The organism is Rhodobium orientis, from assembly GCF_003258835.1.
In the GTDB taxonomy this organism is placed as follows: domain Bacteria; phylum Pseudomonadota; class Alphaproteobacteria; order Rhizobiales; family Rhodobiaceae; genus Rhodobium; species Rhodobium orientis.
In genome coordinates this window covers 22,250-34,883 of sequence record NZ_NPEV01000017.1, presented here as the reverse complement: position 1 = coordinate 34,883, position 12,634 = coordinate 22,250, and the positions used below count along the sequence as shown (strand labels likewise).

At 66.2% G+C, this 12,634-nt stretch carries 11 protein-coding genes; 8 read left to right on the top strand and 3 right to left on the bottom strand.

The window, feature by feature from the left end; translation table 11 throughout:
* The first annotated feature begins 218 nt into the window (after nt 1-218).
* A complete protein-coding gene (locus tag CH339_RS09920; RefSeq protein WP_170138471.1) occupies nt 219-1,007 on the top strand; it encodes an IclR family transcriptional regulator in 789 nt (262 codons plus the stop codon).
* Nucleotides 1,008-1,038: 31 nt separating this feature from the next.
* Here the strand turns inward: CH339_RS09920 and CH339_RS09915 are convergent, their stop codons facing one another.
* Nucleotides 1,039-1,926: a shikimate dehydrogenase family protein gene (locus tag CH339_RS09915; RefSeq protein ID WP_111434199.1), complete on the bottom strand. Its 888-nt coding sequence runs from the start codon at nt 1,924-1,926 to the stop codon at nt 1,039-1,041.
* Entirely contained in the window at nt 1,923-3,905 is a 1,983-nt protein-coding gene (locus CH339_RS09910; protein ID WP_111434198.1) for an FG-GAP repeat domain-containing protein, read from the bottom strand. Before CH339_RS09910 ends, CH339_RS09915 begins: the two co-directional genes overlap by 4 nt.
* A 134-nt stretch (nt 3,906-4,039) precedes the next feature.
* Here CH339_RS09910 and CH339_RS09905 point away from each other — a divergent pair, with 134 nt between their 5' ends.
* From CH339_RS09905 to CH339_RS09875, 7 genes are all read left to right on the top strand, one after another.
* A complete protein-coding gene (locus tag CH339_RS09905) occupies nt 4,040-4,987 on the top strand; it encodes a dihydrodipicolinate synthase family protein (protein WP_111434197.1) in 948 nt (315 codons plus the stop codon).
* On the top strand, nt 4,984-5,904 hold the full coding sequence (locus CH339_RS09900; protein ID WP_111434196.1) for a ribokinase: 921 nt from the start codon (nt 4,984-4,986) through the stop codon (nt 5,902-5,904). Before CH339_RS09905 ends, CH339_RS09900 begins: the two co-directional genes overlap by 4 nt.
* A gap of 229 nt (nt 5,905-6,133) precedes the next feature.
* Nucleotides 6,134-7,165 carry a TRAP transporter substrate-binding protein gene (locus CH339_RS09895; RefSeq protein WP_170138470.1) on the top strand — a complete coding sequence of 344 codons (1,032 nt, stop codon included), beginning with the start codon at nt 6,134-6,136 and terminating at the stop codon, nt 7,163-7,165.
* Nucleotides 7,166-7,337: 172 nt separating this feature from the next.
* Nucleotides 7,338-7,847: a TRAP transporter small permease gene (locus CH339_RS09890; protein ID WP_111434194.1), complete on the top strand. Its 510-nt coding sequence runs from the start codon at nt 7,338-7,340 to the stop codon at nt 7,845-7,847.
* On the top strand, nt 7,844-9,151 hold the full coding sequence (locus CH339_RS09885) for a TRAP transporter large permease (protein ID WP_111434193.1): 1,308 nt from the start codon (nt 7,844-7,846) through the stop codon (nt 9,149-9,151). Before CH339_RS09890 ends, CH339_RS09885 begins: the two co-directional genes overlap by 4 nt.
* Nucleotides 9,152-9,197: 46 nt before the next feature.
* The gene (locus CH339_RS09880) at nt 9,198-10,022 is read left to right on the top strand and encodes a sugar phosphate isomerase/epimerase family protein (protein ID WP_111434192.1); all 825 of its coding nucleotides are present in this window, start codon (nt 9,198-9,200) and stop codon (nt 10,020-10,022) included.
* On the top strand, nt 10,019-11,029 hold the full coding sequence (locus CH339_RS09875; protein WP_146610146.1) for a Gfo/Idh/MocA family protein: 1,011 nt from the start codon (nt 10,019-10,021) through the stop codon (nt 11,027-11,029). The genes CH339_RS09880 and CH339_RS09875 overlap by 4 nt, the downstream gene beginning before the upstream one ends.
* A gap of 48 nt (nt 11,030-11,077) precedes the next feature.
* Here CH339_RS09875 and CH339_RS09870 read toward each other — a convergent pair whose 3' ends face one another.
* Nucleotides 11,078-12,634 (bottom strand): FGGY-family carbohydrate kinase, encoded by a 1,557-nt coding sequence (locus tag CH339_RS09870; protein ID WP_111434190.1) that lies wholly within the window; start codon nt 12,632-12,634, stop codon nt 11,078-11,080.

The following is a 12,634-nucleotide window of genomic DNA, read 5'->3' as shown; positions in this document are numbered from 1 at the left end:
AACGCTGTTCTGACTACAGAGATTTCGGATCGCCTTCAAGCTCGAGCCGCCGTTCTTCCGGCGTATTGCGCTGTATCGCCGCTGGCGAGAACGCTTTTTTCGTCAGGCGACGGGTCCGCCGGGCGCCCGGCAGCGACCGCCGCTGGGCACCGTCAAACCCGCTTGGCATCCGCGAAGGAGCGTGTATTTTCAGAACGTCGTTTCAAATGGAATTTCCAATGTCCTCTTCGAGCCTCGAGCGCTGTTTCACCATCCTCGAAATCCTTGCCGACCACCGCCTCGGGCTTTCCCTCGGTGAGACGGCGAGCCGGGCGCAGATACCGAAAAGCGCGGCGCACCGGTTGCTCAATTCCCTGTGCAGTACCGGTTATGTGGTCCAGTTGCCGTCCCGCGACTACCGGCTGACGCTGAAGATGCCGGTTCTCGGGTTCCGGTTCCTGTCCAATACCGGGATCCTCGACGAGTGCCAGCATGTGCTCGACCGGCTGGCCGGGGAGATCGGCGACCTCGTCCGGCTGTCCATGGTCAATGACGATACGCTGGTCTGGGTCGCCAAGGCGCAAGGGGCCAAGAGCAGCCTCGTCATCGATCCGGTGATGGGCCACGAGGTGGCCCTGCACGCGACGGCGACGGGCAAGGTCTGGCTGGCCTCGCTGTCGACGGAGCAGGCGCTGCGCTACGTTCTGAGGGACGGGTTCGGAACCCCGCAACAGCATGGCCCGAACGTCATCCAGACAATCGAGAACCTGCAGGCCGAACTGGCCAAGACCAAGGAGCGCGGCTACGGCCTGGCGCTGGAGGAGGCGGATCCGGGCATTGTGGCCATCGCGGTCGGAATCCCGAGTGCCAAATCCGACGACACCATCGTCGCCACGGTCTCGATCGCCGGGCCGACGTCGCGCCTGTCCGAGGAGGTGCTGGTGCGGCACCTGCCGAAACTGCGCGCCGCCGCCGACCAGCTCCGGGGCATCGACGTGCTGATGGAGTTCGCCGACGCCGCGCTCTGACGGTGCGGCGCGCTCCGGTATCTGTCCGGTATCAACGGTCCGCGTCGACGAAATGCCGGGCGATCAGGTGGATCTGGTTGGCGATCATGTGTTCGCCGGAGTGGATCGCCGCGCCGCGCCTTTCGGCTTCGCACAACAGGCGCGTCTTGGCCGGCTCGGCGATGACGTCGGCGACCAGCATGGTGGCGTTGATCCGGTCGACGGCGATCGGCAGCGGATCGTCGGCGCGCATGCCGAGCGAGGTCGCGTTGACGATCAGGTCGTCGTCGCAGGGCATCGGATCGCCGGCAAGGACCCGCTCGGTGCCGAGGACGCGATTGACGTGTTCTGCCAGCGCCTCGGCCTTCTGCCGGGTGCGGTTGCAGATCGTGACGGTGACGACGCCGGCCTCAAGCAGGGCGAAGGCGATGGCCTTTGCCGCGCCGCCGGCGCCGATCAGGAGGCAGTTGCGGCCTTTCGGATCATGGTGCTGGCTGAGGAGGCCGTCGACGAAGCCGCGTCCGTCGAACTGGTAGCCGCGGAAGCTGCCGTCGGCTTCGCGGCGGACGACATTGACGGCGCCGACCCGTTCGGCCTCCGCATCGAGGCTGTCGCAGAGTGCGATGGCGTCTTCCTTGTGCGGCAGGGTCAGGGTGAGGCCGATGACGTTGCCGGCGGCCCGCAAACCGGTCCAGACGGTGCGCAAGTCGTCGCGGGCGACGCGGAAGGGCGCGCAGACGATGTTCGCGCCGAGCGCCTGAAACAACGGGTTGATCGCCTGGGGCGTGCGCACCTGTGCGATCGGATCGCCGAGCATTCCGATGATCTTCGTGCTGCCGTCGATGCCCGTGATGGGGCGCGCGGCCGACGCGGGGTCAGCATCGGCGTCGGGAGATGCTGCCGTCTGGCGGGCGCGCGGAGCGGATGTATCAGCAGTCATTCGGGCTTGCCCCAGGACAGGCGATTTCGTTCCAGCCAGACGAGGCTTCCGTCTTCGACGCCGACGACGAGGCCCAATTCGCCGGTCCCCGTCCAGTCGACGGCCTCTGGCGAGCAGGCGTGCATGCCCATGGCGATGGTTTCGCCGTCGAAGCTGAACGCTTGCGGTTCGGCGAAGACCGGCTGGGCGTTGCCGCCGGTGTTTTCGAGCAGGAAGATGCCGGCCTGGCCGGTGGTGCCGCGCGGCGGGCTTTTCGGGCCCGGCGGGACGGAGGCGCGGGCATGGGTTCCGACGATCAGGTGATAGGTGCCTGTGCCGAACCAGTCGCACAGGCAGAGTTTTACGCGCCCGCGCCCGCCGCCGACATCGTTGGTGAAGCGGACGACATCGCCGTTTTTGAAGGAAAGCAGCCGCTTGTTGACGAGGACCGTGTCGCTCTCGCGCTCGAAGTCGCAGAGGCGCCCCTCGTCGTCGAGCGTGACGTAATGCAACCGGCCGCTTCCCAGCCAGTCGACGGCGGCGGGGCGCACGCGCCAGACGGTCTTCAGGGGGGCTCCACCATAGGTGAGGAGCTGTTCCTCGCCAAAGGCGGGCGGCCAGGTGCCGCCCTCGTTGCGCAGGAACACGTGGCGGCCGTGAATGTCGCTCATCAGGATGTCGGGCAGGCCGTCGCCGTCCCAGTCGGCGATCGTCGGGCAGGTGTAGCCGAACATCTTTTCCGACGGCCCCTGGATCGAGCCGGTGAGGCCGGCGCGGACGCGGATTTCGGCGCCGCCGGAGGTCAGCTTGACCTCGCGGCCGAGCCGGGGCGCGTGCTTCGGGCCGAGGTTCGGGTAGAACAGCAATTCGCCGGTGGAGTTGCCGACGACGAGGTCGGCAAGGCCGTTGCCATTGAAGTCGTGGGCGGCGGGCGCGGGCAGGACGCTGGCATGGACCACCGGCTCGGTCGTCTCGATGCGGCCCTCGTTGACGAAGACGGGCGTGCCGTCGGCATCGGTTCCCGCGTTCCTGATGAAGGAGACGTAGCCGTCCTCGGCGCCGACGAGAATATCCGGACGGCCGTCGCCGTTCCAATCGGTGATGCAGGGGATGTTGATGCAGTGATCGAGGGAAAGCGGGGTGCCGTCGGGGGTTTCGACCAGGGCGGGCGTGGCGACCGACCGGTCGGTGCAGCCAGCGCCGAGGTGCAGGATGTTCCAGAATTCGCCGCAGACGAGGTCGAGGCGGGCGGAATCCGTGAGGCGCCCGAAGGCGGGCGCCAGTTGGCCGTAAACCTCCAGCGGGCCGTCGCCGGCGGTGATATGCGTTCCCTTTTCCAGCTTCGGGTCGGCCAGGGTGCCGGTGTTGCGGAAGCGGTAGAGATAGGCGCGCAGGGGCCCGCCGAGCCAGCGCTCCGCGGCGTCGTAGCCGCGATAGCCGTGGTCGTTCCATTCCAACCCGTTCGGCCAGTAGTCGTCCCAGAAATCGGTGCCGACGACGAGTTCGGGCTCGCCGTCGCCGTCGAGATCGACGAAGCGCGCGACGTGATAGAACTCGTTGCCCCTGACCCAGTCCGCATCGAGCTCCAGGCGGACGGGCGCGCCGAAGCGCGGCGCCCGGCGGGTTCCGATATTCGGGTAGATGTCGACGGTCCGGCGCATGCGCGAGGTGGAGACGAGGTGGAAGACGTCGCCGTCCCGGACCGCGGTCACATAGCCGCGGACGCCTTCCACCAGGCGCTCCGGCCCGAGGACCGGGGTGCCGTCGGGGTTGGTTCCGATCTCTTCGCGCAGATAGACCTGGCCGTCATAGCAGGCGTCCCAGCTCGACAGGATCAGGTCGCGGCCGCCGTCGCCGTCCCAGTCGACGACGTCGACGCAGGTGATGATCCGTCCCGAGACATGTCCCCTTGTGACCGACGGCGCGTAGCCGATGCGCTGGCCGAAATATGCCGGGCCGTTCCAGACGACCGCATCGTCTTCCCATCTCTTGACGTTCATCGCGCCGCTCAGTTATTACGAACAATGTTCCATATAGAACATCATTTCGAAATTCGGAACAAGATGCGCGGCCAAGAAATCGGCGGCGGCGACGGGTCGCCGCTCGCGACGGTCGGGAAAGGGACGTTTTGCATATGACCAGGGCCATCGACGGCATCGTTCCCGTCATGCTGACGCCGTTCGAGGACGGCGGAAAGGTCGATTTTGAGAGCCTTGAGCGGCTGGTCGAGTGGTACATCGCGAACGGTGCCGACACGCTGTTCGCCGTCTGCCAGTCGAGCGAGATGCAGGTCCTGGGCCTTGAGGAGCGGGTGGCGATCGCCCGCTTCGTGGTGGAACGGGCGAGGGGACGTGTGCCGGTGATCGCCTCCGGTCACGTGGCGACCGCGCTGGAGGATCAGGTCCGCGAACTCTCAGCCATGGCGGACTGCGGCATCGACGGGCTGGTCCTCGTCACCAACCGGCTCGATACCGAAGGCAGTGGCTTTGAGGCCTTTCGCGGCAGCCTTGAGGCGCTTTTGCCGCAGCTTCCCGCCGATCTGCCGCTCGGCCTCTACGAATGCCCGGCGCCGTTCCGGCGTCTCTTGACCGACGACGAGTTGAGGCTCTGCCTCGATACCGGACGGTTCCGGGTGCTGAAGGACGTCTCCTGCGACCTTGCGACCGTGACACGCCGGATCGGCCTTGCGGCCGGCAGCGGCTTTTCGATCGTCAACGCCAATGCGGCCATCGCGTTCGATGCCATGCAGGCCGGCTCGAAGGGGTTCGCGGGCGTCTTCACAAACTTCCATCCGGACCTTTACGCCTGGCTCTACCGGCACGGCACGCCCGGCGATCCGCTGTCGGAGGACCTGGCGACCTTCCTGGTGCTGTCGGCGACGGCCGAGCCGATGGGCTATCCGGTCCTTGCAAAATTGCACCATCAGCGGCTCGGCACGGTCCGATCTCTGGCAAGCCGTGTCGTCACCTACGACATCTTCGAGCGGCATTGGGCGATCGAGGCGATCCTCGATCACATCGAGGCCGGCGCGGGGCGGTTTCGCGGCCTGATCGCCGAACGGGTGAATGGGACCCGGTCATGAGCGTCATCGTCCTTGGCAGCGTCAACATGGACGTCGTCCTTTCCGTCGAGGCGCTGCCGAAGGCCGGGGAGACGATCGCGGCGAGCGCCCAGAACCTCTATCCCGGCGGCAAGGGCGCCAACCAGGCCATCGCCAGCGCGCGGTGCGGTGCGCCGACGGCGTTTTTCGGCGCGGTCGGCGACGACGACTACGGCGCTGTCCTGTCGCGGAACCTTGAGGACAACGGCATCGACACGCGCGGCCTGAAGGTGCTCGCCGGCAAGCGGACGGGCCAGGCCTCGATCTACGTTTCCGCCACTGGGGAAAACTCTATCGTCATCCTGTCCGGCGCCAACCACGATTTCGTCTTCGACGATGACGGCGGGCCGATGCCGGTTCCGGCCGGGGCGGCCGTCCGCCTCGCCCAGTTCGAAATGCCGCTCGCTGCTATCCGGGCATTCTTCGATGTGCCGGGTGGCGATGCCGGAACACGGATCCTGAACCCGGCGCCGGCGCTGCCGGAGGGCCGTCCGCTGCTCGATCTGGCGGACATCCTGGTCGTCAACGAAACCGAACTGGCGACCTATGCCGGGGCGCCGGTGAATGGCGATCCGTCGCCCGAGGCGGTCATTGCCCTGGCGCACGGGCTCCTGTCGCGCCCCGATCAATGGGTCGTCGTCACGCTCGGCGCCAGGGGTCTCGTTGCCGTCGGTTCGGGCGACAAGATCTCCATCGGCGGGCTGGCAACCGAAGTGGTCGATACGACCGGTGCGGGCGACTGCTTTTGCGGCGCCCTTGCCGCGCGGCTGTCTGCCGGAGAGCCCCTTAGCGACGCCCTGGGATTCGCCAATGCCGCCGCGAGCATCGCCGTTTCCCGCCGCGGCGCCGGGTCCTCGATGCCGACCTTGCAAGAGGTCGTCGCACGCCTCGGCCGGTGAGGTCCTTGTCGGCGCCCATCGTGCGTGTTTTCGGAAATCGCGGTTCCGGACGAACCGGAGCGTTCCGCGCGCCGGCATTTGCGCCCGCTGCGGTGTGTTGTCCCGGTCGCGGGATTCGCGTCGCCGCGCTTGACTCAAAAGCGGACCGGCATTTAAATAGAAACGCCGTTCCGAAAAACGGAACGCTCGACATTCGACGAACGAACGCAAAAAACGGGAGATGCCTGAAATGATCCAGATTCGGAGGAGACGATTCACCGCGACCCTTGGGGCGCTGATCGCGAGCGCGGCCCTCGTCGGTGCCGTTTCGGCGTCGAGCCCGGCACAAGCGGCCGACGCGGTCACGCTGAAATTCTCCGCTGTCTTTCCGGCCGGCGGCCAGCAGGGCGACGGCGCCGTCCAGCTCGGCAAGTACCTGGAAGAGTATTCCGACGGAAAGATCGCGTTTCAGCTCTTCCCGAGCTCGCAGCTCGGCAACAAGATCCAGAGCCTTGAGGGCCTGCGCAACGGCTCCATCGAGATGACCGAGGCGGCGGCGACCGATCTCGGCAACTTCAGCGATCTGTGGTCGATCTTCGCGCTGCCGTTCCTGTTCAACGACGGCGCCGACGCCATCCGCGTCGTCACCGATCCGCGTGTCGCCAAGATCCTCAACGAGGACGCCGAGGCGAACGGGTTCAAGATCATCGCCTGGTGGAACATGGGCGAGCGGAGCATCATCAACTCCAAGCGCGCGGTGAATTCGCCGGAAGACCTCAGCGGCATCAAGATCCGCGTGATGCAGAGCCCGATGCTGGCCAAGGCGATCACCGCCATGGGCGCCACCGGCGTGCCGATGGCCTGGGGCGAGGTCTACACGGCGGTCCAGCAGGGCGTCATCGACGGCCTGGAGAACTCGCCGCCGGTGATTGCCGTCAACAAGTTCTACGAGGTCGCCGACTACTACTCGCTGACCCAGCAGTTCATCATTCCCGACCCGCAGATGATCAGCACCAAGGTGTTCGACAGCCTGTCGCCCGAACTGCAGGACGCGGTGATGAAGGCCGGCGAGGCCTCGCAGAAAGACTTCAATGCGAAGTGGGAAAAGGCCGTCGCCAGCGACATCCAGCTCCTGAAAGACAAGGGCGTGAAGGTCAACGAGGTCGATAAGGCCGCGTTCCGGAAGGCCGTGCAGCCGCTGGTCGACGACTACCTCGCCTCGGCTGACGAAAAGACCAAGGCTCTCTACGACACGATCGTCACCGTCCGCGACGGTGGCTAATAAGAGGCTAGACCGCGAAAAAAGCCTCCAGCAAGCCGCCCCCTGGTTTGGGACCATTCCATTGCCAAATGGTTGGTTCGGCCAGGGGGTAGGCTCCTCGGCCGCCGGGGGATCACGCCGAAGGTTCCTGAGGACCTGCAAGCGGCACACGTGACTGGCTATAAGAGAGCCCATGAGCCCCGACCGGATCATCAAACTGTTCGAAGAGGTCGTCAGCGTCCTGACCCTGGCGGTGATCGTGGTCCTCGTCCTCGTCCAGGTCTTCTTCCGCTATGTGTTGTCGAGCGGTCTCCTGTGGGTCGATGAACTGGTCATCAACCTGATGGTCCTGCTGGTTCTCGTCGGCGCCGCCCTGACGACGCGGGAGGGCGCCCATATCGACCTTCGACTGATCGTCAACAGCATGCCGCCGTGGCTGCGGCTGGTGCTGAAGGCGGCCGGCACCCTGGTCACGCTGACCTTCCTTGTCGTCCTGATCTGGGCCTCGTCCCGCTACGCCTACGATTCGCGCCGCCTGTCGACGACGATGATCGGCATTCCGCTGTGGCTGACCTACGGCACCATTCCGCTCGGCGGCGTTCTGATCCTCTACGAGTTCCTGAAGCGGACCATCCGCGCGCTCCGGGACGGCAGCTTCAATTCCGACGAGACAGCGCCCGGTCCCGACGAGGCGGCGCCATGATCACCGGGGCCTCGCTGATCGCGCTCCTCTTCGGCCTCATCCTGATCGGCGTGCCGGTCTATGTCTCGCTCGGCTTTGCCGGCGCGGTCGGCCTCCTCGTCATCAGCATGGGTCAGACCTTCGGCGATCCGTTCATCGCCATTCCGCAGTCGCTCTATTCCGGCATCGGCTTCTTTCCGCTGCTCGCCATTCCGCTGTTCATCCTGGCCGGCGAGATCATGAACCGGTCCGGCATCACCGACCGGCTGGTCAAGTTCTCCGTGATGCTGATCGGCCGCTGGCCGGCCAGCCTTGCCAACGCCAACATCCTTGCCAGCATGTTCTTCGGCGGCATCACCGGGTCGGCACAGGCCGACACCTCCGCCGTCGGCGGCGTGCTCATCCCGGCGATGGAAAAGGAAGGCTACAGCAAGGAGATCGCCGTCGCCGTCACCGCCAGTTCCTCAACGGTCGGGCCGATCATCCCGCCGAGCATCATGATGGTGATCTACGGCGTTTCCGTCGGCACATCGATCGGCGCGCTGTTCATCGCCGGCGTGCTGCCCGGCATCCTGATCGGCCTGTCGCTGATCGCGACGGTTCTCGTCCTCGACCGCAAGCACAAGTTCCCGCGCCGGACGGAATCGATCCCGATGCGCGAGAAGCTGACCATCACCAAGGACGCCATGTGGCCGCTGGTGATGCCGGGCATCATCGTCGGCGGCATCCTCGGCGGCGTCGTCACGCCCACCGAGGCCGGCGCGCTCGCCGTGCTCTATGCGCTGATCTTCGGCTACGGCATCCAGAGGTCGCTGCAGGTCGCCGACCTGCCGGCGATGTTGCGGCGCACGGCGATCCTGACCGCAGCGGTGATGCTGATCATCAGTTGTGCCAAGATCCTCAGCTATGCCCTGACGGTGTTCCAGATGCCGGTGCTGATCGGCGCCTTCTTCCAGTCGATTTCCGAATCGCCGATCGTTTTCCTGTTGCTCGTCAACATCCTGCTGCTGCTCATCGGCACCTTCATGGACGGCGGCGCGAGCCTCATCATCCTGTCGCCGATCCTGGCGCCGATCGCCGTTTCCTACGGCATCGATCCGGTCCATTTCGGCGTCATCATGGTGCTGAACCTGATCATCGGCCAGGGCACGCCGCCGCTCGGGCTGTGCCTGTTCATCGCCTCGGCGATCGCAAAGCTCCCCGTGGAGCGCGGGGCAAAGGCCATCCTGCCGTTCATCGGGGCGGAAGTGGCCGTCCTCTTCGTCGTCACCTACTTCCCATGGCTGGCGCTCGCCCTGCCGGCATATTTCGGGTTCGTCGCCTGAGCGCCGAACGCCCGGCGCCATCACGGAAAAGGAAACCGGTACCCTGATGCTGACACCCGACCGCATCGCCATCAACCAGGCGACGACCAAGACACAGTGGGGCTTTCGCGATTCCGTCGAGGGATACGCCAGCCGGGGCGTTCGCCGCATCGGCATCTGGCTCGACAAGCTCCAGGAATGCGGTCTCGCCGAGGGAAAGAAGATCCTCGATGCCAACGGCATGGCGGTGACCGGCGTCAACCGCGCCGGGCCTTTCGTGCTCGACGGGTCGGTGCCGCTTTCGGCAGCCGTGGATGGGGCCCGGACCGCCATCGATGTGGCGGCGGAGCTGGGTGCCGACTGCGTCCTCGTGTTCCCGGGCGGTATGCCGCAAGGCTCGCGCGATCTCGCCGGCGCCAGGGGGCGGTTCGTCTCCGTTGCTGCCGCCCTGGTCGACCATGCCCGCGGCACCGGCGTCACGCTCGGTCTGGAGCCGCTCCACCCGATGCTCGCCGCCGACCGGTCGGTGCTCAACACGATGACCGAGGCCAACGACCTGTGCGACGCGCTGGGGTCCGGAATCGGCATCGTCGTCGACGCCTACCACGTCTGGTGGGACGTGCGGCTTAAGGCCGAGATCGCCCGCGCCGGGGCGGAGCGCCTGGTCGGGTTCCACGTCAGCGACTGGCTCGTTCCGACAAGGGACCTGGTCTTCGACCGCGGGATGATGGGCGACGGCGTCATCGACAATGCCGAGATCCGGGGCTGGATGGAGGCCGCCGGCTATGCCGGTGCGGTCGAGGTGGAGATCTTTTCGGAGCGGGACTGGTGGCAGAAGGACCCGGACGAAGTCGTCCGGACCGCGATCGACCGGTGTCGGACATTTGTGTGAGTAAGACGGCCATGCGCATCGCCCTGCTTGAAGTCAGTCACTGGCATTTTCCGCTCTACCAACAGGCGCTGCACCGGCAGGACGTGGAGATCGTTGCGGTCTCTGACCGGGATGCCGCCTGCCGGGAGCGCATTGCGGCCGATTTTGGCGCCCCGGCCTTTGCCGACTGGCGCGACGCGCTGCGGCGGGAGGGCATCGATTTCGCCTTCGCGTTCGGGCGCCACCGGGAAATGCCGGCGATCGCGGAAGCGCTGATCGGGCTTGGCATTCCGTTCGCCATGGAAAAACCCTGCGGCACCAAGGCGGAGGACGTTGCCAGGTTGCGGGCGCTGGCCGAAACGCGCGGCCTTTATGTCGCCGTTCCGCTGATCCTGCGCCTCAGTCCGCTGCTCACGACCTTGCGCCAGGCGGAGGACGGGGAGGCGACGCGATACACGCATCTCGCCTTCCGCTTCATTGCCGGACCACCCGAGCGGTATCTTCAGAATTCGCCCTGGATGCTCGACCCGGCCGTTTCCGGCGGCGGCTCGACGATCAATCTCGCCGTCCATTTCATCGACCTGGTGCGCCAGCTCACCGGCAACGATGCGCGGGCGGTTTTCGGCCTGATGAACAATTTCTCCTACGGAACGGATGTCGAGGACTATTCGCAGGTCTCCATGCGGATGGCGGACGGCACGCCGGTCCTGATCGAGACCGGTTACGCCTTTCCGATGACGGAGACGGAAAAACGCGAGTTCTCGATCACGATCGGGACGAGCCGCGGCTATTTCCGCACGACCGATGCGGGCCTCACCGAATATTCGCGCGCGACGGGGGAGAGCGTGACCCATCCGATCGAGCTCGACACGGACGGGCTCTATGCGGACTTCGTCGGCCGCGCCCTCGACGACTGGCGTGCCGGTGCCGCGCCGATCGCGGGCCTTGCCGACGTTGAGGCCGTTATGCGGGTCGTCGACGCCGCCTATGCGTCGAACGCCGAGGGGCGAAGCCTCGATCTGGCGTGAGCCTTTCTTGAGGAAGACGGTTTCGCGGCAGCGGGCGTTTCGGTTCGATCAGCGCAACCGGTAGCCCTTGTCCGAATAGTGCTTCAGGAACCGCCGGTATCGTGCCTCGTGCAGTTCCATGTGCTGTTGCCGGGGATACCGGACCTCGACATCTCGCACCATCCGCGCGGTGACCCTGGAAACCGCATCGCTTTCCTCGAACTGGCAAAGGGCCGCGATCGCCGCGCCGAGGAGCACGGGTTCTTCGGCCTCGGACAGGACCACGTCGCAGCCCGTGGCATCGGCGTAAAGATCGATGAGAAGCGCCGATTTCCGGTGGCCGCCGCTGAGGTGGATGGTGTCGATCGCGTAGCCGTGACGGTTCATCTGCTCGATGATCAGCCTTGTGCCATAGGCAATGCCGGCCGCCGCCGCCCAATAGGTCTTTGCGAACGTCTCTTCGGGGGCTTCGATGGTCAGCCCGCTGATGCTGCCGCGCAACTCGGCATCGGCAAAAGGCGCGCGGTTACCGATGAAATCGGGGATGACGTCGACGACGCCGGCAAAGTCGGGCAGGGCGTCCGCGCGCTGCTTGAGGGCGTCTGACAGCGCATCGAGCGGCCCCGCTTTCACATCGTCCGGTGCCATCAAGTCGACGAGATGGTCGAGCAGCGCCCCGGTCGCGCTCTGTCCGCCTTCCGTGCACCACATGCCGTCGACCACCGCACCGCCATAGGGACCCCAGACGCCGGGAACCTCCCGGCGCGAGCGGCTGAGCCCGATATGGCAGTTCGAGGTGCCGGCGATCAGGGCCATGCGGCTCTCGATGCGGTCGTCGACGAAGAGGCCGATGGTGCCGAGCGCACCGGCATGGGCGTCGATCAGGCCGGCGGCGACCCGGCAGTCCGTGGTCAGGCCGAGATCTTCCGCCGCCTCGGCCGAAAGGGGGCCGAGCGGGCTGCCGACGGGAACGGCTTGGTCCGGCAGGCGGCCTTTCGCCAACAGGTCGGCAAGGCCCATGTCGGCGAGGAATTTCGTGTTCCAGGCGCCGGCATCCGGGTCGTAGGTCCATTTGCAGCCGAGCGTGCACACGGACCGGTCCAGCGAGCCGCTCGACCGGTAGGTCAGGTAGTCGGCGAGATCGCCGGCAAAGCCCAGTTGCGCCCACAGGCCCGGGCGATGGCGTTTCAGCCACATCAGCTTGGGGATTTCCATTTCCGGCGACATGGTGCCGCCGACATTGTCGAGCACCGGGCTGCCGGACCGGGTGATCTCCTCGGCCTCGGCGATGGCGCGGTGGTCCATCCAGACGATGATGTTCCAGCCTTCGGGGCCTTCGGAGAGCCTCAGCGGTGCTCCGTTCGTGTCCAGCAACACGAGCGAGCAGGTGGCGCTGTAGGAGATGCCTGCGACCTGTTCGGGCGCAATCTCGGCCGTCGCTACGCAGTCGCGCACCGCCTCGCAGACGGCCTGCCAGATGGCGTCGGAACTCTGTTCGGCCCATTCGGCTTTCGGGCGATGGATGGGGATCGGCCGGCTTGCCGCCCTATGTATCCGGCCGGTTTCGTCGAACAGCCCGGCCCGCGCGCTGCCCGTTCCGACATCGACGCCGACGACATATCGCAT

Excerpts from the sequence above, each read along its gene's own strand:
- CH339_RS09920 (WP_170138471.1), top strand. The coding sequence starts at position 219 with ATGTCCTCTTCGAGCCTCGAGCGCTGTTTCACCATCCTCGAAATCCTT.
- CH339_RS09915 (WP_111434199.1), bottom strand. The coding sequence starts at position 1,926 with ATGACTGCTGATACATCCGCTCCGCGCGCCCGCCAGACGGCAGCATCT.
- CH339_RS09910 (WP_111434198.1), bottom strand. The coding sequence starts at position 3,905 with ATGAACGTCAAGAGATGGGAAGACGATGCGGTCGTCTGGAACGGCCCG.
- CH339_RS09905 (WP_111434197.1), top strand. The coding sequence starts at position 4,040 with ATGACCAGGGCCATCGACGGCATCGTTCCCGTCATGCTGACGCCGTTC.
- CH339_RS09900 (WP_111434196.1), top strand. The coding sequence starts at position 4,984 with ATGAGCGTCATCGTCCTTGGCAGCGTCAACATGGACGTCGTCCTTTCC.
- CH339_RS09895 (WP_170138470.1), top strand. The coding sequence starts at position 6,134 with ATGATCCAGATTCGGAGGAGACGATTCACCGCGACCCTTGGGGCGCTG.
- CH339_RS09890 (WP_111434194.1), top strand. The coding sequence starts at position 7,338 with ATGAGCCCCGACCGGATCATCAAACTGTTCGAAGAGGTCGTCAGCGTC.
- CH339_RS09885 (WP_111434193.1), top strand. The coding sequence starts at position 7,844 with ATGATCACCGGGGCCTCGCTGATCGCGCTCCTCTTCGGCCTCATCCTG.
- CH339_RS09880 (WP_111434192.1), top strand. The coding sequence starts at position 9,198 with ATGCTGACACCCGACCGCATCGCCATCAACCAGGCGACGACCAAGACA.
- CH339_RS09870 (WP_111434190.1), bottom strand. The coding sequence starts at position 12,634 with ATGCGATATGTCGTCGGCGTCGATGTCGGAACGGGCAGCGCGCGGGCC.